Here is a 21,859-nt window from a genome sequence, read left to right on the forward strand (position 1 = left end):
TCCGGCTGGACCGCCGCATCAACTACTCGATCACCCAGGAAGGCGAAGTCGAGCAGGAAAGCTGGTGCACCCTGGATTGCTCCGGATGCAGCTGCGGATGCGAGGGTGGCTGCAGCTGCGGCCCATCCACCGGATGCAGCGAGTGTGGGTACACCGGCAAGCGCCGCATACACTTCGGCTTCCCGCCCTCCCCGCCAAATCGAAAGAAATTCTAACTCCCCTCTTCCACCTACCAGCCTGCCGGTGAACGGCGGGCGAGGAATTCGTATGTCCGAAAAAACCGTTACCGCGATCATGGACCAAGCCCAGGTTTTCGCCAGCAGCTGGTCAATAGTCGACGGCCCTTTCGCTGCAGGCAACCAAATCGACCTGGCACGCGCAGAGAAAGCCACTCTGAAAAAAATGGTCGTCGCAGCTCTGTCTGGGGAAGTTGGCGTGCTGGAGGAAGTTGCCGAGATGATTGAGGCCCTTCTGGCCTGGCACAAAAGGCAAGTAGACCAGCTGCAAATCATCACCGACAACGCCAAAGAAGGCGTGTCAATCCAGCTTGGCACAACCGATCCGGTTGAACTCCTGCTGACCGACGACATGGCAAAGGGTCTGCGTCTTGGGCTTTCGCTGGCGGTGGCGCGCCTCGGGAAACTGCCGATCAGCGTCAGCCATGATTGTCATGACGACCTTGATCCAGATGAAGACGAATAACCCCCATCACTACCTTCTGCCGCCACGCGCGGCATGGAGCATCCCATGAAGAAAGAGCTGATCAAGATCAGTGAGTTCCAGCGCCGCCGTTGGGGCGAGAACGGCACGCCACCGTGCCCCCAAGCAATCCGCAACTACATCCGGAATGGCCAGGTGCCCGGCGAGCAGATCGGCAAACTCTGGTACGTTGACTGGACGGCGTTTAGCAAGTCGGCAGGAAACGACCTGGTCGCAATGGTACTGAAAGGAGCGACATGATGGTCCCACGGCCGCGCAACAAGGCGAACAAGAACCTTCCGCAGAACCTGTACTTCGATTCGCGGCGTTCGAGCTATCGCTACCGGCGGCCCACCGACGGTAAGTGGTTTCAGTTCGGCACCGATCGCATCAAAGCCATCGACGCGGCAAAGCAGTTGAATCTGGAGTTCATGCGCGGTGCAGACCTGATCGGCGCCGTAATGGGTAACGCCTCCGAGTCTTTCGCCGGTTTCCTTGACACCTACGAACGCGATGTCCTGCCGCCACGCGAGCTGGCCAAGGTGTATTTGTATGTGGTGCAGCAGAAGACGACCAAGGCCAGTGACGCAGCGTGGATCCGGTTCAAGGTGACCGAAGAACTCCAGGCTGTGATCAGCCGTTGCAGGGATGATATTGCCTCCCCCTACCTGGTGCACCGCCGCCCGGATCGCCTGAAACAAAAACAGGCACAGACGAAGGATCACTGGACGCAGATCGAGGAGCGGTATTTGACGCGTGCCTTCAAGGAGGCACGGGAACTGGCGGGTTGTTACAAGGGATGGAAGGAAGAGGAAATGCCGGGCTTCCACGAAGTGCGGGCGCTATCGCTGCACTTGTACAAGAAAGCCGGAAAGGATGGGCAGAAGATCGCAGGGCACGCGAGTGAGGGCATGACGAAAAACTACCAGCGCGACCACGAGGAAGTCATCTGGTCCGAGGCAATTCCTGACCTGAATATCAGCGAAATCACCGGATAGTTTTGCGCCAGTTTTGCGCAGGCACAAAAAAGCCGATCTATCTGATCGGCTTAACTGTCTGATTTTACTCAGGAAATATGGTCGGGACGGAGTGATTCGAACACTCGACCCCTAGCACCCCATGCACGCAGTACCCCGGCAAGACCTTGTGAAACGGCCGTAATCATTGGCGCTCGCTGCAACCGAATGCCCACAAGAGCTTGCAAGTGCGTGAGAGAGTCACGCAAAAGTCACGCACCCTCCTCCGGCGTCCTGCCGACCGAACACAATCTCTATTTTGAAATACCGTTATACGCCTGCTCGCAAGTCACGCCCCTGGCTCTGGCCTGGTCAGCAACTTCAGCCAGATCGCCCGCTCGCTGGTCAGCGCGCTTGAGCACGTCGGCAAGCACCATTGCGGCGCGGGTAGCTGCCTTGCTTGCGGCGGCAGTGCAGGAATTGCCGCTGGCTTGGCTGGCTGAGAGGCGACTGGCAAGGGTGTCGGCTGCCCCGCGCAGGCTGTCAGCAGAAGCGCGAGCGGCAGCAGCATCAGCAATTGCTTGGTCAATAATCTGTTGGCCATCCTGAATCGCCTTATTGATGGAAAGTTGACGGGCTTGTTCTTTGGCGCGCTCGGCGGACTCATTCAGTGCCTTGGCCTCAGCGTCCCGTGTGTTGCGGTCATTCCAGGCCGATTGCCATTCGGCCTCCTTCACCGACAGTCCGTGGTGATATGCGCCAAACAGAACGCCGGCCGCCAGCAGCACCGCCGCTATATAAGGCAGGATGCGCAGCCAGAGCGGTTTCATGGCACATCCTTGAAGAAGACGTGGTGGCCGAGCTTCAGCGTCTGCTTGGCCTTTGCCGCCCAGACCGGAGCCGCGGGCATGGTGGTTGCGTAGTAGTGCGTGGCGCCGCTAGTGGGATCGGGCTCTGCGCCGGAAATCACCACATCGGCAGCCTTCTGCGCTTGGGCGAACTGCCCTTCCGGGATCGGCTTCGCGCCGCTGAGGTAGGCAAAGTTCGGATCGTTCTTGTTCCAGCAGCTGAACTGGTAAGGCTTCAGGCACACGCCGGCATAGCCCTCACCCCACCACGACTTGGCCTTGCCATCGTTCACGCGGTTGCGGATGGTCCAGGCCACGGCGATCTGGCCGGCCAGTGATTCGCCGCGCGCCTCACCCCACAGCGTGCGTGCGAGGATGTCGCGGTCTTTCTCGGTTTCGGTCATGACTTTTCTCCGGGCAACAAAAAGCCCGCACTAGGCGGGCTTCGACTAATAGGTTTGTTGGTGCCATCATGTCGGCCTTTCTACAAAGCCATGGTTTCTTGTCGCATGAGATACAACTTGCATACAAAAACGATTGACGCGCTGCGAGGAATCGCCGCCGCCGCCGTTTTCTTCGATCACTCAGATACGTCCGGACTTGCAACCAATGCCTGGTTTTCTGCCCACAAGGGTCTCATGGGCGATTTCGGGGTTTACGTCTTCTTCTGTCTGAGCGGTTATTTGATATGGCAGTCTGGCACGCGTCTTATCGGAACACCTGGCGGGATCAAACTATACGCAATCCATCGCCTCACACGACTAGTTCCGCTTTATCTTATTAGCTTGCTCGTTGTTACAGCTGCAATTAGCTTTATCGGTAGCCGCTGGACTCCGACTTATGATGTATGGATTATCTTCAGACACCTTATATTTTCTCAAGATCTATACCCTTCAGTTGCTAGAGACATAAACCCTGTTCTGTGGACGCTAACCCACGAAGCAATGTTTTATGTGATAGCCCCCATCATATTGATGGCAGGCATCCGAGACAAATACGTAATTCTATTTTCATCGCTTGCCATATTCGGCATTTTCTTAGCTTGCGGCTGGCTTGGATATTTCAAGTTCGCGCAGGTTTTTTACGCCTTTGCCCTTGGTATTTTTTTTGCTGAGGCTAGCAACAAAGAGAGGCTGATCATCTGCCTTGCGGCTATAGCACTGGCGATTTACGCCTGCCTAGGGGATGCTTTGCACGCCTACGCCGGCCGGATCATCGCCATTGCGTTTGCCCTGTCCTGCATCTCACTGACAAAAGGCAAGGAATGCAATCAGGCTGTGTCTTGGTTGATATCGCCCTTTGTATTTTTGGGTGTCATCTCTTACAGCATGTATATCTGGCATTACCAAATTATTTATGTCGTAGAGTACTACTACCCGGTCTTCAACCGCAACATACCAGGATGGTCTCAATATGGTTTAGTAAGCGGAACAATTTTGTGTGCTATCTGCATACTCTTCTCTTATATCTCCTATGCACTAATCGAAAAGCCATCCATGGGGAAACTCAGGATTGCCATGGAGAGAAAGACAGGCACACGAACAGCTCTTGCTTAATGTGCACTTGAGATAACACCAAGCCCGCTATCGGCGGGCTTTTCATTCGCAAGAATGCATGATCGGGATGCGCGTGCTCGACTGCAACTACGCCGTTTCTGGCGCTACTGCCGAAACGGTCAGATCCATACCGGCGACCGGCTGAGCTGGCCAAATCACTTCAGGTGGCCAACCGGCTTGGCTTGTGACACGACCAAGCAGCACGGCTTAGGTCTTCCTATTCAAGCACCAACTGCTTTATGGCTTCCTGACGTGTCGATGCCGCGAATGCATGCGCTATCGGCCAAGATTTAAGAGTCACGTCAACATCAGGCGCTACAGAATTGATCTGCGCTTTGGCTGCATCCGCTTGAGCGGGTGGCGTGCTGACATCTAGGGTGCCGTAGTTCAAGAATACCTTGACCGGCCCTTTGGTCGTGGCCAGCCTGGCGCGCGGTGATCTCACCAGATAAGCAGGATCATCAGGACCGGACGGCGCGGTGCCGATTACCGACAGCATGTTGTCTTTTAGCTGCTGATCTTGGGTTGTCGTGTAGAGCGACGACAGGTCGTGGATGATCAGCCATAGCGATGCCAAGTGAATTCTGCCCGGATACTTACCCATGTAATTCAGGGCTGCCATCGTGCCGCCAGAAGCAGCAGCGATGTAGACGCGGGACAGACCGGTCTTGTATTGCACCTCCCTCAGAACGATGTCGATGCGAGCCAGGGCATCGTCAGAACCCATTGCCTGAGGCGTGGTGTTAGGACCGTTGAAATTTGGCGAGACAATACATGCCCGATCCAAGGTCGCCAGCTCGGGGAAATCGGTCTTGACGGATTTGTAGTCACCCGACCACATATGCAGGTAGAGGATGATTCGATTCGCTTGAGCGGTGCACTTGATCAGGTATGGCTCCCCTGCCGCACTCGTTTCCAGGTAGTCCGAGCTGATCATCCCTGAAGGGAAAACTGCGCTCGCCGCCATGTCGCTGGCGCGCCGCGTGGCAGATAGTACGTCGTCCGCCAGGGCTTGACCAATGAGCATCATGGCTGCGCAAACAATTAAAATTTTCCGAATCATATGCTTCATCCCTGGATCTCCGGCGGCAATGGCCACTCGGGGGTTTGATGTGTCAAGTCTACCCGATTCGCCGCAACCCGAAACTGCTTCCACGAAATCAAGGAGGCTTGCTCGGAGTCGGTGACTTCGCCAAGGTCCACGGCATCCTGAAGCGGTGCGATTGCCCGTGTCGCGGCATCAAGCATGTTGTCGCGAATTGCAGAATTAGTTGCGTGAATCTCGGCAGCGCTTGGTACGTAAGGAGCCGGCTCGGAAAAAGATCCGTCCGAATAGCTCCAGCCCACTGCTGGAGCAGGATCAGCCCCAGTGATCTCGACCCAATGAACATCTGGATGAAACAGCGAGCGAATATCACCGCCTTCCGGGATCTGCTCTTGGGGATATCCAGGGGTCGGAAAGAACTCCATCACCACCCCTGCATCTATGCGCGCGAAAGTCCTCATGCGTATTCCCTCACAATAAACATGGCAGGCCCGCCATTGAACCCGTTATTGGCAGAGCTGGAAGCTGTCGCGCGAGCACCACTTCCTCCACACCCAAAACCACCAACTGCTGCAAGCAAGGCGGTTGCACCATATGGTGATTTGCCGCCGATACCTGCCGTAGCGCTGCTTGTTTGGTAGCAGGCACCAGTAGTACCTCCATCACCAGAAGACCCGTAAATATTTGCCCCTGTCGGCGCACTGCCTGGCGATGCACCATTGCCCCCGGCATTGGCGAATGATGATTGAGCCGCTCCTAGACCACCGCCAAGCCCGCCAGGTAGAGTCATCAAAGACCCGAAGCTTGAGGATGCAGCGTTGGTCCCCGCGACACCGGCCGCGCCAACACCTGGGGCGCCAATAGTCACCGACTGAGTGGTAAAGCCAGTAGCATCATACTTCCCCTTGCCGATGCTGCCTGCGCTGCCACCGCCGCCAGCTGCCGACTGGCTCGCTGATGTTGCCTGCGTGCCGCCACCGCCGCCACCAGCCGCCACGCCCTCAACTTCGATTGTGTTCGTGCCAACGGTCTTGGTATAGGTACTGGTCGTGGTAATGACCTGAATATTCAGCAGGCGTCCGGCCAGCGCCGTGCCGCCGCTTGCAGACGTAAGAATCCATGCGTCCAACGTCGATGAATATTTCACGGTAAAACGACTGTTCACCGGCAGTTCGCCGCCAATGAGTGCGGCATGACCCAGGCTAACGATCGGCTTGGCTGTCATTCCGTCTGGGGAAAACGTGCTCGCCCCAGTATTCAAGGCAATAGCCGTGGAGTTGAGGATCAACCCATCCACCAATGCCGTAACTGCTGGCACAAAGGTTGCCGTGTAGGCGTTGGCCGATCCGGTTCCGGTAACAGACACAGACGCGTTGAATGCTTCTCGCAGGCCAGAGTCAATCGGTCCCATGTCCACCCATGCGCTGTTGGCGCTGTTCCTGCGAAACAGCCGGTTGGTCCCGGTATCCGCCCATAACTGGCACGGGAAGGTAGGGCTTGGAGCCACAGATCCGCTGCTCAGCGATGCGAGCGCCTGCAGGGCATTGTTGATATCCCCCCTCACCGTCAGTCCGGGGCCGTTTGCAACGGTCATGTCATGCTGCGACATAAGTCAGTATCCCTTGGAGATGTAGTCGATAGAGCGGCCGGATTGAGCGACCCCACTTGAGTTGCGGATGACCACCGTAAAACCGGCGGCCGTTTTGACGGAGATATCAGGCCAATCACCCGGCGAGAGGTTTTGTGCGGTGAGGCTGACGGCAGGAGAGGCGTTGAACGGCGGCGAGTAGGTGACAGTAAGGCCCCCTATCGGCACCACCAAATCGTTGCCGCTCTCGATGCGATCGGGCATGTCGATCACGACTTCCAGCGTTGACACGTCGATCCAGTTGGTGCTCTGCTCCACCGAGCCGCGCAGCTGGAAATCGAACTGGCGGGCACGGTAATCCCCGACGACAAACGGCTTCCAAGCCGACCACACCGCCGGCGACACATCCGACGTGCGCACCCACAACGACAGCGAAGAACTGCTGGGCGGGTCGCCATCTATGCTTGTCAGCGCGTCAAAGTCGGCGATCGTGTCGATATAGGTGCCGTCGTCGTACAGCGCTGCCACCACATTGGCGGTGAGCGTGCAGTCATAGACATAACCAAGGTCAGTCGGCGCGGCAAAGCTGTAGATCATCGTCAGGGCGGAACCGCCGAACTTGTCGATCTCACCGAGCAATGCGTCGACGTCTGCTATGCCGTCAAAAGACCCGGCACCGGACATTCTCAGCACGCCGTCAGCCGGTGCCGCATTGACCGCGACGCCGGTGAACGCCGGCGACTCGGCAACAGTCAGCAAGACGTTGGCCGGCAGAGGCACCTGCGCATCCGACCAGACCTCAGTCACTGGCCCGCCAACCCCAGAGGAGTCGACCGCGCGAGCGAGGTACTTGCCTGGCAGCAATGCCACCACCGCCGACGTGGAGCGCCCCGCCGCGTCGGTCAGCGGCAAGGCCGCGTCCCAGTTGGATGAGGTGTTGCGCGAATGCCTTATGGCGATACTGCCGCCCAGCTTGACGTCGAGTTCCGCCGCCGGATCCCACGCCAGCGTGGCTACGCTGCTGACGACATCGAGGCGCAGTCCGGTCAGTGCCGCTGGCGGAGCCAGCAACGCCTGCGCCGTGTACGTCTGGATCGATGCAGGCCCGGAGAGGCCCAATACCGATTTCGGCGTAATGCGCAGCGACCACACACCAGATGACGCCGAGTCGAAATCAATACTCGGCGTCGAGACTTCGGCGACATACTCCCAATTGCCGCCAGGCTTCTTTACCTCAACCTGGTAGCGCATCGCACGCTCGGGCTGAGCCCAGCTGACCGTCAGCCGAGCAGCGGCCAGACCGGTGCCGGTGTCATACAGCGATTCAAGGAACGTCAGTTGCCCCACCGTGTCCGGAGCAGAAAGGTTCACATTGCTGGTCGGGTTGTCGACATCCGGCGTACCGAAATCAACCTCGTCGAATTTTCCGGCGTCATACGCCACGGCGCTGATCGAGTACGTCCCGTCGTCGCCTTCACTGATGCCGATGACACGAAACTTCTGCGTCTCCAGTTCCGCCGTCGAGAACACCCATGGTGCGCTGGCCAGAGGCGGTGTCGTCAACGGCGGTGAGACCGTGATGGAGGTCGCGCCCGCTCCCACGGTGACAGCCGCCGTCGCGTATGATCCGTCCGCCATCACCACGCCGACCACGCCCGTGCCGGCCTGGCCAATGGGCGCATCCAACAAGAGCGTGGAGACCGTGCTGCCGGCCAGAAGCCGGCCCCCGTTGCGAGCGCCGGCCCGGTTAGCATCGGCGATATCGATGATGTCGCCAGGCAGTGGGATGGCCCCGTCCGCCCCGACGCCAAACGTCACCGCCTCGCTTTCTGCGTACAGCAGCCAGCGACCAAGGCGGCGAGCTTGGCCGCGCGAGGTACAACCAATTGCCACCACGTCACTCTGCTGGATGCGACCCCACTTCGCGATAAGGTCGGGGCGCTCGACGATCTCGACCGACTGCTTGTATTGCTGGAGCGGATCGTTCCACGTCACTGCGGCGGTGTTATAGCGCTGATCGGAGGCGACCGACTGGTAGCTGAAATCGCCTCCAACGATGTTGGAGTTATTGAACAGGTAACGACTGGCGCGCGGCGCATCCTGTACCGCCGTCAGCGTGCCACCCGCCCAAAAACTGATGGCACGGAACACCGACACCATGTCGTTGACCAGCTTCCAGGCGTCCTGCTGCGTGGTCAATGCCAGGTTGCAAGTAAAGCGCGGCTCCATGCCGCCATAGCCATTCGGTACAGAGCCATCACAATATTGCGCGATGCTGTAGAGGGCGTACTTGTCGATCAGCGAAACGTCAAGCAAGCCGCCCAGCCCATAGCGGGTGTTGGTCAGCATGTCGTACCAGATCCAGGCCGGATTGTCGGTCCAGGCACGGGTAAAGGTTCCGTTCCAGGAGCCACTATAGGAACGGGTTCCAGGGTTGTAGTTGATCGGCACAAGCACCTTCAGCCCACGTATCATGAAGGCCGTGCGCGGGATGCTGGCGAACTGCTGGGCATCGATCGAGATGCCGACTAACGCCGTGTTGGGATAGCGCAGCTTTTCGTCCCACAGCAAGGTCAGGCTGTCGAAGAAGGTCCGGTTCTGGATTGCCGCGCTCGTCGAGTCTGCAGAAATGCGGGTGATCCGGACATAGCGCGGCAAGCCACCTGAGGTCGGCAGGCGCAGATAGTACGAAAACTGCGTCCGGCTCATGGTCTTGCCGTTGATCGTCAGATCTGAGCACAGCAGAAACCATGCACCACTACCTAACTTGCCTTCGATTCTGAACACCGCCGACGAACCGTTGGTATCGCCGTTCTGCGTATTCTGCTCGCTCAATTGCGGTGTGCTGACCGTCACGCGAACAGCATCGGCATCGGCATCGGTAATGGCGCGCTCAACGGAGACGCCCGATTTCAGCTCAACGCCAACCGACTGCTCGGCCTCCAGCCCGGTGATGGGCAGGTAGGCCTGCGACTGGGTGCCGTAGCGCCACTGCACGCTGACATCCGAAAAGTTGTAGCTGTTGTCGGTGTTTTGCAGCGGCACATCGTCGAAATAGATTCCCTGATTGCCGCCCACCAGCTCGTCAATCTCGCCCTCGCAGATCGCGTGCAAGATGCGAACATGCTGGCGTGAGCGCAGGCTGTCGGGGGCCTCAACCGCGGCGCGGGTCGACCCACCACCGCCACCGCCCCCCTTCCCGCCCCCCTTTCTACCGACAATGACTTCGCTCATGCAGGGATAGCCTCCGCCCACGTGCCGACTGCAACTACGCTGGAGCCCACCAGCATCTGCCCATAAACCACAGGTACAGGAAGGCCTTGTTGCGTCGAGTTGAACGCGCCGTTGAAGAGGTAGCTGGGTTTGTTCTCGGTGCCGGCCTGTTCTTGCTGGCTTGGCGACTTAGGAGTGGGCGAGAGCATTTGAATAACCCCGCCGATGGTCATGGCGATACCCATTTGAATCAATGGGGCGCCTATCCAGGCCTGGCCGAAGGCAGAGGCCACCACGCCAACAACGATCATCACCACGCCAAGCACGGTTTGAAACAGGCCGCCGTTCTTGCTGCCGGAGATGACCGGAACTATGCGGATCTCAGTCGTCCCGCTAAGGGTGAACCTGTCTTCACCGACATTTTCGCGGTTGCGGAAAATGGCATATCGCTGGCCTTTACGGGCTGAGTCGCGGATAAAGTCTTCGAATCCGGGTACGGTATGCTTGAGCGCGCTGAATGCCTCGACCGATGTACCTGTTTCGAGTTTCCTGAAATGCTCCCGGCCGCATGCCTTGGCGAGACTTCCAGAGAGTAGAATTCTGGTCATGCCATTGTCGGTAACGGCGCTCATACTTTTCTCCGGACAATAAAAAACCGCCCGTAGGCGGCTCTAGTAATCTGTTAGTTGCTATAGGCTGGTTGGCCGGACGTCTAGCCCTGCTTCTGGCGCCGAGAAAACGCGGAAGTATTTCTCCTGCCCCTTCTTCAATATTGTTTCTGTCTCTGTGCGTTTTTCATTCAATTGCCCGCAAAGTCCTGCTCCTTCTATCGCGGCACCTACAACCCACTCCCCCGGAGCAAGTATAAAAGTCGCCTTTTCTTCTGGGGCGAGCTTCGCCGCTCGCTCACCGTTAAGGAAAATAGTAGCGTAGCAGCCGCTGCCCATAAAGCCGCTATCTCGGATAACTGTAAGCGTCCCCGAGCCCTCCAGTGCAACTTGATAAGCCAGTACGCGATCGGCCGGTGCTTTTATAGCTTGCGCCGACGGAACTGGCGAAGTTGCACATCCTGCCAGCGCGATCAGGGCCAAGGCCGCGAGAGTTTTGCGCATGGTGAGCCTCCGAGTGTTTTGGCGACTCTAACAGGGAAGATGCGCACAAATACAGGGCCTATCGCGTGTATCGCATGATATGCGTCGTGCATTCACGGTAGGCGCGTCCGTAGACTTCTTTGCAGCTCAGGCGCCCATAGAGGTGGTGCAGCAGGATGTCGCCATCCAGCCAGATGGCTCCATGGCACGGCGTCGAACTACCGATCGCCATGACGATCAAGTCTCCCTGCTCGGGCGTGTCGACTGGGACGAAGCCGGTCTTGGCGAAGTTGTCGACGTACAGGTTCTCGCCGTTGTGCCACCAGTCATCCTTGCGGTGAAAGTCTGGCAGGGTGATGCCGAGCACTTGCCGGTAGTAGTCGCGGACCAAGGTATAGCAGTCGATCACGCCATGGACGAACACGCGGCCTTCCAGCGCCATTTCGCCAGAGGCCGGCATCTCATGCCATGTCGCTACATCGCCGACCAAGCCAACGATCCACCAGGCGGTGCGACTCGCGGCATGGCTGGCCAAGTCATGCAGGCTTGGCTCTGGACCAACGTCCGGGTGCGAATGAACGATAGCCACGATGTCGCCCAGGTCTTCGGCGGCCGCATAGTCCTCGGGGTGCAGGATGAAGTGGTCGGGCTCCTCGGATTGGTTGCGGCATGGCCTGTACTGCGGCTTACCGCGCACGCTGACGACCAGCCCCACGGACTCCCGCGGGTACTCGGCTCGGGCATGCTCCTCAGCCTCTGACCGACACTTGCTGAACAATTCACTCATGGTCAGAGCCTCGGAACGTTGGCAATGCCCGGGAAGCCGCCAAAGGGGAGTTCGCCATTGGCGCCAAAGCGTAACTTGCAGCCAGTGACAGTCCGACTGCACTGATCCCGGCTGGGGTCGCTGGTGGGGTTGTTGAGGTAGTCCGCCACTGGGCCGCCGGCATAGCCACACTCTCCAGACCGGTAGGCCCATAGGCAAGTGCCGGCAATGACCTGGCGCCGCGGAAGCTTGACGCCTTGCAGGTCGAGCGGAGAGCCCAGTTCGAATTCGATGGCTGCCGGCGTTTCGTTGGCCTTGCGCGTGATGATCCACGTTTCGACCGGGTACTCTTCGGAGGGGTTTGCCGTTGGGTTGCCGGCCGAGAAGTTCACTGCATCCAGGTACTTGACCAGGGTGCGCCGACGCTTGAGTTTGGCGCCGAGCAAGTCCTCATATTGCCGGCACAGCGCAGAGATAGTGCCGCCGAAGTTGCCGACCTGCAGCTTGGGCCGCGCCGGCGAGCCTTGGCTCGGCGTTGCAAACTCCTCAGCGTTGATTGGCCACGGCGTATAGGTGTTGCCCTGCCAGATGACCGAACCAAGGTTTTCGTTTGTCCCGGCAGTGAAGCGAAGGGTCAGGCTCGGTAGCACCAGCTCGAACCCCTCCCACATGGTCAGACCGGTTGCCAGCGAAAGCTGACCCTGGAGTGCGGTCATTCGTAAACCTCCTCAAAGGTCGCAGACAGGCCGTCCACGCCGCGGGCGATGTCGGTCCTGGTCCATTCGCGGCAAACAAAAACCCCGATAGACTGACCGTGGTGCGTGTAGTTGAAGGCCTCGACGGCGCCTCGGGCTGCGAGAAAGGCATCGATCAGATCAATCTCCGCCTTGGCCCGCTTGAACGTCAGCGAGTACTTGCGTGGCTGCCGATTGATCCCGGTCCCCTGCCGCTGCTCATACCCATCGCCGAACTTGATCACCTTGACGGTCGGCGTGATCACCCGGGAGGCGTCGTATGTTGGAACCCATGTGAATGCCAGCATGCTGCCTCCTTAAGTGAGTTGCCCACCGTTACGGCGTGCGAGTGATATTTCCTGACGGCAAACCACCTTGATGGCTTCAGCCAGGCGCGCCGGATCTGGTGAAGCGCCACCACCTTCGGAGGCGTCTACCGTCACGCTGACGTTGACCGTGCTGGAGTTGGCCCCGCCGCGAACGCCGAGACGGCCTTGCGAGTCGCGAGCCAGAGGCACAATCGCCTCCGGACCAGCCTCACCCATTACCCCGGTTTTGCCGTTGGCCATACCAAAGGCTGTTGGTGTGCTGATGACGCTGTCGGAGAAGGCCCCGCCATTGGCGAACATCTGCACGCCGCCGGCCCAGGCTCCGCCTTTCGCCTGCGGGAAGTAGGTCGACGAGTAGCCAGCTTGTGATGCGCCAACGTTCGACGAGGTCGCACCGGCAGAGCCCGAGGCAAGACCATTTCCGCTACCACCGAAATAGGTGCCAGCCACATTGGCAGCCAGGCCGAACAGACCACTCAGTGCAGAGGAGCTGGCCTGCCGAGCAGCAATCCGCGCCATATCAGCCAGAATCGACTTGGCCAGATCAGAGAACGAAGCCTTGCCGGTCGTGACGAATCGTGTAAAGGCGTCCTCAGCCGAACTGAACGCATTGGTGAACAGGCTCTTCGTCTGCCCGGCCACGTCCCGCGTCGATTCCAGGTAGTTTTCCCAGGCCGACGATGCGCCGGCGCTCCAGCTGCCCTGTGCCGAGGTCATGTCGTCGTAGTTGGCGACAACCACGTTGCGCAGGTCCTGCTGGCTCTGTGCGACGGCCTTGAGCTTGGCGTTGTACTCGTCGAGGCTCATGCCCCTTGAGCCGTCACCGTACTGGTTGGCCAGATCGATACGCTGGGCGTTGGCCTTGTCGTCGATGCTGTTGAATTGCCCGGATAGCGCTTTCTGCCGATCACCCTGGCCGAGCCCTGCTGCGTCTCGCTGGCCTTGGTTGCGCAACGTGACGGCCTGCTGCTGCAAGGCATCGGTGTAGGTCTTGATCGCCAAAGCCTGCTTCTTGACCCTGCCCTCTTCGTTGGTCGCGAGGATCTCAAGCTGGCTGTCGGCATCCTTCTGCGCCTTGACCATGCTGGTGCGTGCGTCGGCGATCTTCTGGTCCAGCTCGATGCGTTGCTGGCCAGTCGTGCCCGACTTGTCCTTGACCGCCTCCAGTGCCGCAATCTCAGCCTGGTAGGCGCCAGTGACCTCTTCACGCTCCGCCCGGATCAGCGCTGTACGCTGGTCGAGGTAATTTTGCTGCGTGATCAGCCCGGCCTTCTGCTGCGCCTCAAGCTCTTTCTCGGAGTTCGAGTAGGTGGCCTGCAGCTCCTTGATAGCGTTCTGGGCGTCGTTGTAGCCGGTCAGGTTGAGCTGATTGGCCTTGCCGGCGGGATCCTTGTTCTTGTCCTTGATGTTCTGGATGTTCTTCGCGACAACGGCAGCCTGAACCAATGGGTCGTCAGGGTTGGCCGCGCGAAGCTTCTCGACATCGCGCTGATACTCCTTGATCAGCTTGTTACGCTTTTCCTCATTGCTGAGGTTGGCGTCACTGAGCGCCTTGAGTTTGCCAGCCGCCTCGATCCCTTCCTGCTGGACCTGAACCCGGTCACCGATGAACTTGGTTCTCGACTTCTCGGCTTCTATTTGAAGCTCAAGGTAGTCGAGATCCTTTTTATCCTGCTCGGTGTTGCGGGTATCCAGCCCCAATGCCATGGCGCGCCCGCCACGGCCTTGATTCGATTTCAGGCGCTGGCGAATTTCTTCCGCTTGCTGCTCCAGGGTCTGAGTCCGGCCGATGTTGAGCGTGGCATCCAGCGCGCCAAGCGCTGCAGACTTGATTCCTTTCCAGGCGCTTTCGATCAGGCCCAGATTCTGGGTGATCTCACCTGTTCTGGAGTTGATGGTCGAGGCATAGGTGTCGGTCAGCAGCTTGGCGGCGCCGATAGTGTCGCCCTGCTCCTTCAGCGCAACGATCTGCGAGTAGACAGCTGCCGTCAGGAAGCCGTACTGATCGTTCAGCTCCTTCGCCGCAGCGACCGGATCCTTGGCGATCTTGGCGAACTCGGCGATGGTTTCATCAATCGCCTTGCCGGTAGTTTTCTCCATCTCCAGCGCAGCCGTAGCGATCTCGCCAAAGCTTTCGCCGGCAATCTTGCTATTGCCAGCCAGCTTGGCCAGTACCTCAGCAGCAGCACCGGTGGTGCCAACTGTCGCACTGACTTGGCCGGCCAGAGTTGCCAACTGGTCAGCGCTGGTTCCTGCCGCATTGCCGGTGAGGACCAGGGCGGTATTGTAGGCAGTGGACTCCTGACTACCCTTGTAATAGGCGAACCCCAGCGCAGCAGCTGCCGCAGCTGCAACGGTGAAGGGGTTTACCAGTGCCAGAACATAACCACCCAGAGCCTTCGCTGCCGGGCCGACACCGCCAAACATGTCTTTCAGTTGACCGCCTTGTTGTAGAAACACCTGCAGTGGTGCTTGGCCGGCCTGAAGACTGGTCACAATGTCAGTGAACTGCGCTGGCACCCCGCGCAATGCCGCGGCTGTTTGCTTGGCTGAGACTCCGGTTTGAATGGCGGCCTTGTTGAAGTTGACCAAGCCAGCAGTTGCTTCGGCGCCTTGCTTGCTGATCTGTCCAAAAACCGGAGTGCCAGATCCAGACCATGCGCCAAGCCCCTTCAGGCCGGTCGATAGATAGGTGAGTTTCTGTCCTGCTTCAAGGAATGCGACGCCAGACTCTTTGGTGGTTGCATTCAGCGACGCAAGCCATGCTTTTGCCTCTTGAGTCGATTTCAGCGAGTCGACAAAGGTGCCATTCTTGATTGAGTTGCCAAGTGAGAACATGCCAGCTTCAAGAGCTGTCGTGCCACCGTGCAGTGCGCGAAATGAGCCAACTGCACTATCTGCAGAGACTGTTTGCTGCTTAATGGCAACGGCCGCTCTTTCAGCGCTTCTGACAACCTTTTCTTGAGTTCCATTGAGCGCTTCAGATCGTTCGCGGTACGTGCCTATGGAATTGGCCGCCGCCTGAAACGAGCTGGACGCATCCGTAATGGACTTCCCGACTGAAACCATCGCCCGCGCTGTAGCGTCCTGCTTGGCATTCAGAGCTTGCAGCTCGCGGACGATCTGCTGAGTATCCGCAGCCATACCGCCTAGGGCTTGCTCCCAAGCCTTACCCGTGCGCTTGACAGTCTCTTCGGCTCGAACGCCTGAGTCGACCATCTTGTCCATGTCAGTAGAGGCTTTTGCAGCGTCCGACGTATCAATCTTTATGCCGAGCGATGCAATATCCATAGACCACCTTCAAATAAGCGCCCGGCTTAACGGGCTGCGTTCTCACGCCTCGGCCATGACGGCCAGCGCCTCGGCCTCCATGATCTGGAGGTCAGGAAATATCTCGGGGATTTGCCGCTTCTTTATGCCGATTAGGACTGCTACTTCACGGACTACGGAGTAATCCAGTCCGGTAGCCCCGCCAGCACCAGTACGCCATTGAGTGCCCAGCGCATTGAACAGGCGGAAGACTGGCCAGTTATCTGGCCAGATCTCCACGTCGTCATTTGCAATATCAGCTAGCGTCAGGCCCAGCTTGGCCATGTCTTCGGCTGTGGCGCACGGCTCATACATCGCGCGCGCTGCGGCGATCAGTTTCCCCGGCGGGCAACCTCGTAGGCCTTCTGGTAGGCATCGATAACTGCGGTAGGAGCGCCGACGCAGGCAGTGACCAGATCCACGATCGCCTCTTCCGTGAACGCATCATCAAACGCCCAGCCGACCACAATGTCTTTCATCTGGCTGGCTTGAAGCTTGATCTCGGCGGCGGTGGTTTCCTCCCACGTCGATCCTTCCTTGGTAGCTGCTGCAACCGTGGCTTCGCGCGCGGCATTCCACTTGTCGAACATCGCGGAAAGCTCGTTGCGGTCGCGATACTTGAACTCGAACTCAACCGAGATCGGATCGGCGCCGACGCGAGGGATCTCGACTTCCTTCTTGAACGTCGGGTTCTGGGCAATCTTGAAACTGGCCATGGGGCTTCCTTACGACGTGTAGCGAGTGGCGGTGGCTTGCAGCGCCATGGAAACAGTCTTTGTCATCACGTTGTTGCGCGAGATGGCCGGCTGTTGCGAGAACGAGGTGAAGACGCCGTAGTACAGCTTGTCGGTGCCTGGCAGGTTCATGCGCGCAGCCTGGATGGTACGGGCAGTGTCTGCCGCAGTAACGACTGGCACGTATGGCAGGGCCGGGTCATCCGCAACGGTGATGGTCATGCTGGCGGCAGACTTGTCGGTCGGAATCTGGAAGCCTTGCTGCGCCTCGAGGAAGGCGACATCCGCGTAGTTCTGCTCGCCGCCGGCCGACGCGAAGTCGGTGATTTGCGGGATCTGCACCCAGGTCAGCACCTTTTTCAGGCTGCCAACACCAGAACCGGCCGGGTACACGGTAGTGTCGGTGGTGTCGATCGCTTCCAGGGTGATCGCGGTGGCAGTTGCTGCCTTGACGCGGACGACCTTGTTGTTCAGTGCGGTCCAGCCAGACGCGACCAGCAGAATATCGCCGACCGCCAGCGTGGCGCCGGTCACGGTGCAGATGGCTTCGGAGGCGTTGGAGATCGCCGAGAAAGCGAGTGGTGCGGCGTAGGTGGCGGCGTGTTCGAACGTCGCACCGTTTGGCAATTTTACGGCCATGGGTATTCCTCTATGCAGAAATGACAAAACCCGCTCAATGGCGGGTTCTGGGTTTGCCCAATGGGCGGATTAGTTGGTGTCGGCCCGGTACTGGATCGACAGCGGCAGCGTGGTGGTCGTGTCGCCCTGCTGGGCTGAGCCAGTGGACATCGGTGCGCGGACGTATACGGTGAAGGTCGTCTTTGTCAGGCCGAGGTTGTTCGGGAACAGAGCGGCGATCTCGTCGGCGATCCCTTCAGCGGCACCACGACCGATGCCGGCCTTGGTCACCACGCTGACCTGAAAGACGCCACGGTAAGCCGTGTGCTTGCCTTCAAGGTCTTCGCTGGTCGTGTTGGCCGGCAGCAGGAAGGCGCGCAGGTAGGGCGAGCCGTCCGCTGGCGGCGTGAAGGCGACGTCTTCGTAGGCAATCGGCAGCGCCGGAACCCGGGCAGTCGCCCACGTCTTCAGGCGAGCCTCAAACAGGGAGCGGATGATCTTGTCTGACATCAGGGAAGCTCCGAGACGGCTTTATCGATGAACATCTGCACTTCGAGGACGGAGATGCGGACCATGCCGGCGGGGGCCTGGGTCGAGTGCCCATATTCGAGCGGCTGGCCGTAAGGCAGGTTATTCATCATCCAGATGGTGCCGACCTGGGTCGTGAAGCCTTGGATGACGCCTATCCCCTCGCCTTTCGAGTCGTTGCCAGACGGGTCGATGCGCTCGAGCGTGCCGGTCTTGGCTACGTCGAAGCTGACCTGCCAGTTGCCCCGGAAGCGCCCGCCGACATACCCGGCGCCGGCGGTTAGATCCATGCTGTCCTTGATCAGTCGCCCAGGCTTCATCCGGCCGGCCTTGGTGAGGTTCGCCGGAACGTTGCGCAGCTCGGCATTCAGCCGTGATACTTCATTGTTGTACTGGGTCGCGGTGGCGTTGGCTGCCCATAGCTCAGGGTTGCCAACCGGGGATCGATCCACCACGGCGCCCAGCAGGTCGATAGCGACCTTCTTGATGACCGTCTCGGCATTGGCTTCGGCCTTCGCGGCGAACGCCTTCAGGTCCAGGGAGAAGCTCATTTGCGCGCCTGCACAGCGAAGCCGACAGCGAGGCCGGCGTAATCCCAAGGGTCGACGTTCTGCACGGTGTAGGTGTCGCCGTCGAACAGGATCTTGTCCTGGCTGATCGGCTTCGGCGTGTCAGTACCATCCAGCAGCAGCGGCGAGACTAGGATCTTCACGTCGCCCTGCTTGATGCGCGAGCCGTCGATGTCGCTCTGCTTGTAGGTGTCACGAAAGCCTGAACCATCGTATTGAGCCGGAGTGGTCGGCGTGGTGCCCGTCTCCGGGTCGTAATCGCCGGTCGTAACGCGGATCAGCGACAGCTCAAGGCCTTTGCCGCCTTGGGAGCGCGGCGCCAACATCCGCGCAGCGCTCGCCTTCGCTCGATCATAGATGTCTGCCATCAGCTTCTACTCAGTGAGACCTGACTGGATGACTGCAAAAGCCCAGAGAACTGCGCATAGGACTGCCGAACAGCTGCAGGCTTGCTGATGATGGGGCTTGCAGTCGAGTACTCGGTTTCAAGCGGGCCAACCTTCTCCCGGCTGATCGCGCCAAGGCGCTGTTCAGGTGGGGAAAGGTCATCCGCATGAATCTCGGTCGCCAGAGCCATCTGCCCGGCCTTGACCTGCGCGGGGATGGTGTTGGACGGCAGCAGCCACTTGTTCAGGCTGACTTCATACCGAGGCCAGGCCAGAGTTTGCAGCGAGCTCACCGTGTGCCCCTTCCAGGGCAGCGCACTCATCTGCAGCGCTGCCCGGCGCAGCAATGCCTCCTGCGACGGCGTATCAGCCGGAATCACCCGGCCGAAGTTCGCCGCATAGGCGACCAGTTCAGCAGCCGTGGCAAAACTCTCGGCACCTGGAACGATCAAACCGGTTTCGATGACGAGAGCCATGGGTTAAACCTCTTTCCAGCCGTTGCGCTTGTGGTCAGCCAGTGCGGTTGGGTGCACGTGAAGGGTTTCGCCGTCCTTTTCCACTTCGATCAGGTGGGAGTTGTCCACCTCATCTTCCTCAGGCTCGGGCTTTTTGGCAGCCGCTGCCTTGGCCAATTCCTCCGCATCAAGTGCCTCTTGCGCCTTTGCCATGTGCACCGCCTGCTCTTCAGCAGACAACAGCGCGAATTCTTCTGCCTTCAGCCCGCTCAGCTCCAATGCTTTCGCTTGCAGTGCGCGCTCGGTTTTTTGCTCTTTGGTCAAACCAGCCATGCTCTATTCCTCTTGAACACGCAGGGGCCGAAGCCCCTGAGCGCTATTCGACGTATCAGCCCAGAACGAGGCAGACGTGCTCGGATTGAACCACTTTGAAGCCCCATGCCAGGTGAAGCTCCCAGGTGGTCTGGCCGTACTGCTGGATTTGCAGCAGCAGGTAGGTCATGCCGTTCTGATCACTGATCAGCATCTGGTCGATGGTGGCGTTTTCCGGCATGGCTGGCGGACGCATGATGCCTACCACGGCGCTACGTTCGAACGCGAGGTTCGGTGCGTAGTTGTTGCCGATGGTCATGGCATTGGCAGTCGCGATGGTGGTGCGAGCACCCGGACGGCCAAGGCTGATAGTGCCAGGAGCAGCAACACCGTTGGTGACCACGTACTTGTTGACCGAGTCAGCAGCGAAGGTCACAACGTCGCCAGCCAGCACGGTACCGGTGCCGGTTACCAGAGCAATGTCGCGCACGCCGGTAGCAGTCGAGCCACTGGTAACGTAGGACGCGCCAGTACCCTTGGTGTGCGTGGTGATGCCTGCCGATTCGGTGATAGCGAAGCCGAACTGACGCAGCAGACGACCGCTGCGACGTTCTTCATCGCTGCCCGCCTGATAGGCTTGCTGGATGATGCCGAGCTTGCGGGCAGCCACGCCAGCGCTCGAGTCGATGCACATTTGCAGGTCAGCGAGCGGCGCACCGTTATCCAGCAACACCTTACGCGCGTCGGCGATGATGTTGATGTCCGAGGCGAACGGGTTGGTGCCGGCGGTGCCGACAGCGCGGGAGGCGCCCTGCTTGATGGCGACGGCGCAGTCAGCTTCTGCCAGATTGCGCAGCGAGCGCATGCCCTGGGCAATGAGTTGGCGAACCCATTCCTTGTCGGTGCCGCCGTTTTGCAGGCTTTGCAGCTGATCTCCAGTCATGTACCAGCTGACTTTCTTCGAAGCAGTGATTGCCACGTCGACGCTGGTCGCGGTTGCATCATCACCCTGAGGAGCGGCCACGCCCGGGGTGAAGTCAGTCGGAGTGCGGGTCGGAGCGACCGGAACCTTGACGGTGTCACCCTTGGCGACTTTCTTGTCGTCAAAGTTGGCATTGATCGAGCTGATTACCCCGAACGCTTCGTTCGAGACTTCTTGGGCAGCCGAGTACAGAACCGGCTGCAATGCGGTGAGAACGTTTGCCATGTGGCGGTTTCCTTAAGGCAATAAAAAACCCGCACATGGCGGGCCTTGGTTTGGGGTTTGGTAAATCAGCCCTTGATGGTCATGCCGCTGTTCATCGCCGCAGCCCGTTCTTTCGGGGAGAGTGCGTTGAATGCTTCTTGCGTCATGGTCTTGGAGCCATTCCCGCCGCCATGGCCCGCTCCGCCACCGTTGCCGGTAGCAGGGAACCAGTGAGGACGGGAGTCCTTCATTTCCGCAAACCACTCCTTGAGCGTCAGCGGCTTGCCGTCTTTGCCGTACTTGCCCTCGCGGGCGATTGGGTTACCGTCGTCGTCCAGCTCGAAATCGCGGGCGGCGGCCAGCATCGCGTCTTCCATGGCGTACTTGTGTACGCCAGCTTCAGTTGCGGCGCCTACCACCTCGCCCTTGAGGACGCGGGAAGCGAACTTTTCGGTGCGGCTGGATGCGTTGGTCGCGGCGTCTTGTGCCGCCTTCAGGTCTTTCTCGAAGCCGGCCTTCATGCGGTCAGCACGCTTGGCCAGGACAGTGTCGATATCCCCCTTGGCAATCAGCTGAGCTTCTTCGTCGTTCGCAAACTTCGAGAGAATGCCGCGCACTGCTTCCGGATCGATACCTTCGAAGGACTTGAGTTGGTCGCCGTAGGTCTTGATCTTCCCGAGCAGTTCGCTGTTCTTGGTCTTCAGACCGGTTACAGCCTCGCCAACCCGAGACGCGATGATCGCTTCGATTTCCGGGGTGATTTCCGGGCTTGACCCGCCTCCACCACCGCCATTGCCACCATCACCACCTTCGCCACCACCTTCTTCCGCCATCAGCGGATACCACTTGCCGAAAATAAACATCTGCTAACCCCTGGGGTCTGTTGGCCGCCTGGCGGCAATAAAAAGCCCCGTCATTGACGAGACCTGTGTAAATC

26 protein-coding genes are annotated in these 21,859 nt (G+C 59.2%); 4 read left to right on the forward strand and 22 right to left on the reverse strand.

Annotated elements, in window-relative coordinates; translation table 11 throughout:
* The first annotated feature begins 267 nt into the window (after window positions 1-267).
* The 3 genes from PSH64_RS20455 to PSH64_RS20465 are packed head-to-tail and all read left to right on the forward strand — an operon-like array spanning window position 268 to window position 1,697.
* Window positions 268-702 carry a hypothetical protein gene (locus tag PSH64_RS20455; protein WP_305478428.1) on the forward strand — a complete coding sequence of 145 codons (435 nt, stop codon included), beginning with the start codon at window positions 268-270 and terminating at the stop codon, window positions 700-702.
* Between the two features lie 45 nt (window positions 703-747).
* Entirely contained in the window at window positions 748-960 is a 213-nt protein-coding gene (locus PSH64_RS20460; RefSeq protein WP_305478429.1) for a hypothetical protein, read from the forward strand.
* Window positions 960-1,697: a phage integrase Arm DNA-binding domain-containing protein gene (locus tag PSH64_RS20465; protein WP_305481193.1), complete on the forward strand. Its 738-nt coding sequence runs from the start codon at window positions 960-962 to the stop codon at window positions 1,695-1,697. Before PSH64_RS20460 ends, PSH64_RS20465 begins: the two co-directional genes overlap by 1 nt.
* Window positions 1,698-1,969: 272 nt before the next feature.
* Here PSH64_RS20465 and PSH64_RS20470 read toward each other — a convergent pair whose 3' ends face one another.
* Window positions 1,970-2,485 (reverse strand): DUF2514 family protein, encoded by a 516-nt coding sequence (locus PSH64_RS20470; RefSeq protein WP_305478430.1) that lies wholly within the window; start codon window positions 2,483-2,485, stop codon window positions 1,970-1,972.
* Window positions 2,482-2,907: a cell wall hydrolase gene (locus PSH64_RS20475; protein WP_305478431.1), complete on the reverse strand. Its 426-nt coding sequence runs from the start codon at window positions 2,905-2,907 to the stop codon at window positions 2,482-2,484. The genes PSH64_RS20470 and PSH64_RS20475 overlap by 4 nt, the downstream gene beginning before the upstream one ends.
* 117 nt (window positions 2,908-3,024) lie before the next feature.
* Here PSH64_RS20475 and PSH64_RS20480 point away from each other — a divergent pair, with 117 nt between their 5' ends.
* The gene (locus tag PSH64_RS20480; RefSeq protein WP_305478432.1) at window positions 3,025-4,059 is read left to right on the forward strand and encodes an acyltransferase; all 1,035 of its coding nucleotides are present in this window, start codon (window positions 3,025-3,027) and stop codon (window positions 4,057-4,059) included.
* A 217-nt stretch (window positions 4,060-4,276) separates the two neighbouring features.
* Here the strand turns inward: PSH64_RS20480 and PSH64_RS20485 are convergent, their stop codons facing one another.
* The 20 genes from PSH64_RS20485 to PSH64_RS20580 all read right to left on the reverse strand — a co-directional run bounded on the left by PSH64_RS20485 (window position 4,277) and on the right by PSH64_RS20580 (window position 21,785).
* Window positions 4,277-5,131: a S9 family peptidase gene (locus tag PSH64_RS20485; RefSeq protein ID WP_305478433.1), complete on the reverse strand. Its 855-nt coding sequence runs from the start codon at window positions 5,129-5,131 to the stop codon at window positions 4,277-4,279.
* Complete coding sequence (locus PSH64_RS20490) at window positions 5,128-5,565, reverse strand: tail fiber assembly protein (RefSeq protein ID WP_305478434.1); 438 nt, start codon at window positions 5,563-5,565, stop codon at window positions 5,128-5,130. The genes PSH64_RS20485 and PSH64_RS20490 overlap by 4 nt, the downstream gene beginning before the upstream one ends.
* Window positions 5,562-6,713, reverse strand: a complete 1,152-nt coding sequence (locus tag PSH64_RS20495) for a hypothetical protein (protein WP_305478436.1) — start codon at window positions 6,711-6,713, stop codon at window positions 5,562-5,564. The genes PSH64_RS20490 and PSH64_RS20495 overlap by 4 nt, the downstream gene beginning before the upstream one ends.
* Before the next feature lie 3 nt (window positions 6,714-6,716).
* Complete coding sequence (locus PSH64_RS20500) at window positions 6,717-9,926, reverse strand: host specificity protein J (RefSeq protein WP_305478437.1); 3,210 nt, start codon at window positions 9,924-9,926, stop codon at window positions 6,717-6,719.
* Window positions 9,923-10,537, reverse strand: coding sequence for a tail assembly protein (locus PSH64_RS20505; protein ID WP_305478439.1), 615 nt, complete (start codon window positions 10,535-10,537; stop codon window positions 9,923-9,925). The genes PSH64_RS20500 and PSH64_RS20505 overlap by 4 nt, the downstream gene beginning before the upstream one ends.
* Before the next feature lie 57 nt (window positions 10,538-10,594).
* On the reverse strand, window positions 10,595-11,017 hold the full coding sequence (locus PSH64_RS20510) for a hypothetical protein (protein ID WP_305478440.1): 423 nt from the start codon (window positions 11,015-11,017) through the stop codon (window positions 10,595-10,597).
* A 58-nt stretch (window positions 11,018-11,075) separates the two neighbouring features.
* Window positions 11,076-11,783 carry a C40 family peptidase gene (locus PSH64_RS20515; RefSeq protein ID WP_305478441.1) on the reverse strand — a complete coding sequence of 236 codons (708 nt, stop codon included), beginning with the start codon at window positions 11,781-11,783 and terminating at the stop codon, window positions 11,076-11,078.
* A gap of 2 nt (window positions 11,784-11,785) precedes the next feature.
* Window positions 11,786-12,478, reverse strand: a complete 693-nt coding sequence (locus tag PSH64_RS20520) for a phage minor tail protein L (RefSeq protein WP_305409627.1) — start codon at window positions 12,476-12,478, stop codon at window positions 11,786-11,788.
* The gene (locus PSH64_RS20525; protein WP_305478442.1) at window positions 12,475-12,804 is read right to left on the reverse strand and encodes a phage tail protein; all 330 of its coding nucleotides are present in this window, start codon (window positions 12,802-12,804) and stop codon (window positions 12,475-12,477) included. The genes PSH64_RS20520 and PSH64_RS20525 overlap by 4 nt, the downstream gene beginning before the upstream one ends.
* Window positions 12,805-12,813: 9 nt before the next feature.
* Window positions 12,814-16,116, reverse strand: coding sequence for a phage tail tape measure protein (locus PSH64_RS20530; protein WP_305478444.1), 3,303 nt, complete (start codon window positions 16,114-16,116; stop codon window positions 12,814-12,816).
* A gap of 42 nt (window positions 16,117-16,158) precedes the next feature.
* Window positions 16,159-16,419 (reverse strand): DUF1799 domain-containing protein, encoded by a 261-nt coding sequence (locus tag PSH64_RS20535; RefSeq protein ID WP_305478445.1) that lies wholly within the window; start codon window positions 16,417-16,419, stop codon window positions 16,159-16,161.
* 47 nt (window positions 16,420-16,466) lie between these two features.
* The gene (locus PSH64_RS20540) at window positions 16,467-16,850 is read right to left on the reverse strand and encodes a phage tail assembly chaperone (protein WP_305478446.1); all 384 of its coding nucleotides are present in this window, start codon (window positions 16,848-16,850) and stop codon (window positions 16,467-16,469) included.
* Window positions 16,851-16,859: 9 nt separating this feature from the next.
* Window positions 16,860-17,507 (reverse strand): phage tail protein, encoded by a 648-nt coding sequence (locus tag PSH64_RS20545; RefSeq protein WP_305478447.1) that lies wholly within the window; start codon window positions 17,505-17,507, stop codon window positions 16,860-16,862.
* A 69-nt stretch (window positions 17,508-17,576) separates the two neighbouring features.
* Window positions 17,577-17,996: a phage tail terminator-like protein gene (locus PSH64_RS20550; protein ID WP_305478448.1), complete on the reverse strand. Its 420-nt coding sequence runs from the start codon at window positions 17,994-17,996 to the stop codon at window positions 17,577-17,579.
* A complete protein-coding gene (locus PSH64_RS20555; RefSeq protein ID WP_305478449.1) occupies window positions 17,996-18,565 on the reverse strand; it encodes a hypothetical protein in 570 nt (189 codons plus the stop codon). The genes PSH64_RS20550 and PSH64_RS20555 overlap by 1 nt, the downstream gene beginning before the upstream one ends.
* Window positions 18,562-18,951: a hypothetical protein gene (locus tag PSH64_RS20560; RefSeq protein WP_305478451.1), complete on the reverse strand. Its 390-nt coding sequence runs from the start codon at window positions 18,949-18,951 to the stop codon at window positions 18,562-18,564. The genes PSH64_RS20555 and PSH64_RS20560 overlap by 4 nt, the downstream gene beginning before the upstream one ends.
* The gene (locus PSH64_RS20565) at window positions 18,951-19,445 is read right to left on the reverse strand and encodes a DnaT-like ssDNA-binding protein (protein WP_305478453.1); all 495 of its coding nucleotides are present in this window, start codon (window positions 19,443-19,445) and stop codon (window positions 18,951-18,953) included. Before PSH64_RS20565 ends, PSH64_RS20560 begins: the two co-directional genes overlap by 1 nt.
* A gap of 3 nt (window positions 19,446-19,448) precedes the next feature.
* Window positions 19,449-19,757, reverse strand: coding sequence for a hypothetical protein (locus tag PSH64_RS20570; protein ID WP_305478454.1), 309 nt, complete (start codon window positions 19,755-19,757; stop codon window positions 19,449-19,451).
* Between the two features lie 55 nt (window positions 19,758-19,812).
* Entirely contained in the window at window positions 19,813-20,943 is a 1,131-nt protein-coding gene (locus tag PSH64_RS20575; protein ID WP_305478455.1) for a P22 coat - protein 5 family protein, read from the reverse strand.
* Between the two features lie 65 nt (window positions 20,944-21,008).
* Window positions 21,009-21,785 (reverse strand): hypothetical protein, encoded by a 777-nt coding sequence (locus PSH64_RS20580; RefSeq protein WP_305478456.1) that lies wholly within the window; start codon window positions 21,783-21,785, stop codon window positions 21,009-21,011.
* Window positions 21,786-21,859: the final 74 nt, after the last annotated feature.

The sequence above is a fragment of the Pseudomonas sp. FP1742 genome, assembly GCF_030687145.1.
In the GTDB taxonomy this organism is placed as follows: domain Bacteria; phylum Pseudomonadota; class Gammaproteobacteria; order Pseudomonadales; family Pseudomonadaceae; genus Aquipseudomonas; species Aquipseudomonas frederiksbergensis_D.

Bases quoted from the DNA above. Each gene is read 5' to 3' on its own strand.
- PSH64_RS20545 (WP_305478447.1), bottom strand. From the start codon at position 17,507: ATGGCCGTAAAATTGCCAAACGGTGCGACGTTCGAACACGCCGCCACC.
- PSH64_RS20570 (WP_305478454.1), bottom strand. From the start codon at position 19,757: ATGGCTGGTTTGACCAAAGAGCAAAAAACCGAGCGCGCACTGCAAGCG.
- PSH64_RS20530 (WP_305478444.1), bottom strand. From the start codon at position 16,116: ATGGATATTGCATCGCTCGGCATAAAGATTGATACGTCGGACGCTGCA.
- PSH64_RS20540 (WP_305478446.1), bottom strand. From the start codon at position 16,850: ATGGCCAGTTTCAAGATTGCCCAGAACCCGACGTTCAAGAAGGAAGTC.
- PSH64_RS20470 (WP_305478430.1), bottom strand. From the start codon at position 2,485: ATGAAACCGCTCTGGCTGCGCATCCTGCCTTATATAGCGGCGGTGCTG.
- PSH64_RS20580 (WP_305478456.1), bottom strand. From the start codon at position 21,785: ATGTTTATTTTCGGCAAGTGGTATCCGCTGATGGCGGAAGAAGGTGGT.
- PSH64_RS20455 (WP_305478428.1), top strand. From the start codon at position 268: ATGTCCGAAAAAACCGTTACCGCGATCATGGACCAAGCCCAGGTTTTC.
- PSH64_RS20565 (WP_305478453.1), bottom strand. From the start codon at position 19,445: ATGGCTCTCGTCATCGAAACCGGTTTGATCGTTCCAGGTGCCGAGAGT.
- PSH64_RS20535 (WP_305478445.1), bottom strand. From the start codon at position 16,419: ATGGCCAAGCTGGGCCTGACGCTAGCTGATATTGCAAATGACGACGTG.
- PSH64_RS20485 (WP_305478433.1), bottom strand. From the start codon at position 5,131: ATGAAGCATATGATTCGGAAAATTTTAATTGTTTGCGCAGCCATGATG.
- PSH64_RS20515 (WP_305478441.1), bottom strand. From the start codon at position 11,783: ATGAGTGAATTGTTCAGCAAGTGTCGGTCAGAGGCTGAGGAGCATGCC.
- PSH64_RS20460 (WP_305478429.1), top strand. From the start codon at position 748: ATGAAGAAAGAGCTGATCAAGATCAGTGAGTTCCAGCGCCGCCGTTGG.
- PSH64_RS20560 (WP_305478451.1), bottom strand. From the start codon at position 18,951: ATGGCAGACATCTATGATCGAGCGAAGGCGAGCGCTGCGCGGATGTTG.
- PSH64_RS20520 (WP_305409627.1), bottom strand. From the start codon at position 12,478: ATGACCGCACTCCAGGGTCAGCTTTCGCTGGCAACCGGTCTGACCATG.
- PSH64_RS20475 (WP_305478431.1), bottom strand. From the start codon at position 2,907: ATGACCGAAACCGAGAAAGACCGCGACATCCTCGCACGCACGCTGTGG.
- PSH64_RS20575 (WP_305478455.1), bottom strand. From the start codon at position 20,943: ATGGCAAACGTTCTCACCGCATTGCAGCCGGTTCTGTACTCGGCTGCC.
- PSH64_RS20505 (WP_305478439.1), bottom strand. From the start codon at position 10,537: ATGAGCGCCGTTACCGACAATGGCATGACCAGAATTCTACTCTCTGGA.
- PSH64_RS20555 (WP_305478449.1), bottom strand. From the start codon at position 18,565: ATGAGCTTCTCCCTGGACCTGAAGGCGTTCGCCGCGAAGGCCGAAGCC.
- PSH64_RS20495 (WP_305478436.1), bottom strand. From the start codon at position 6,713: ATGTCGCAGCATGACATGACCGTTGCAAACGGCCCCGGACTGACGGTG.
- PSH64_RS20525 (WP_305478442.1), bottom strand. From the start codon at position 12,804: ATGCTGGCATTCACATGGGTTCCAACATACGACGCCTCCCGGGTGATC.
- PSH64_RS20490 (WP_305478434.1), bottom strand. From the start codon at position 5,565: ATGAGGACTTTCGCGCGCATAGATGCAGGGGTGGTGATGGAGTTCTTT.
- PSH64_RS20465 (WP_305481193.1), top strand. From the start codon at position 960: ATGGTCCCACGGCCGCGCAACAAGGCGAACAAGAACCTTCCGCAGAAC.
- PSH64_RS20510 (WP_305478440.1), bottom strand. From the start codon at position 11,017: ATGCGCAAAACTCTCGCGGCCTTGGCCCTGATCGCGCTGGCAGGATGT.
- PSH64_RS20500 (WP_305478437.1), bottom strand. From the start codon at position 9,926: ATGAGCGAAGTCATTGTCGGTAGAAAGGGGGGCGGGAAGGGGGGCGGT.
- PSH64_RS20550 (WP_305478448.1), bottom strand. From the start codon at position 17,996: ATGTCAGACAAGATCATCCGCTCCCTGTTTGAGGCTCGCCTGAAGACG.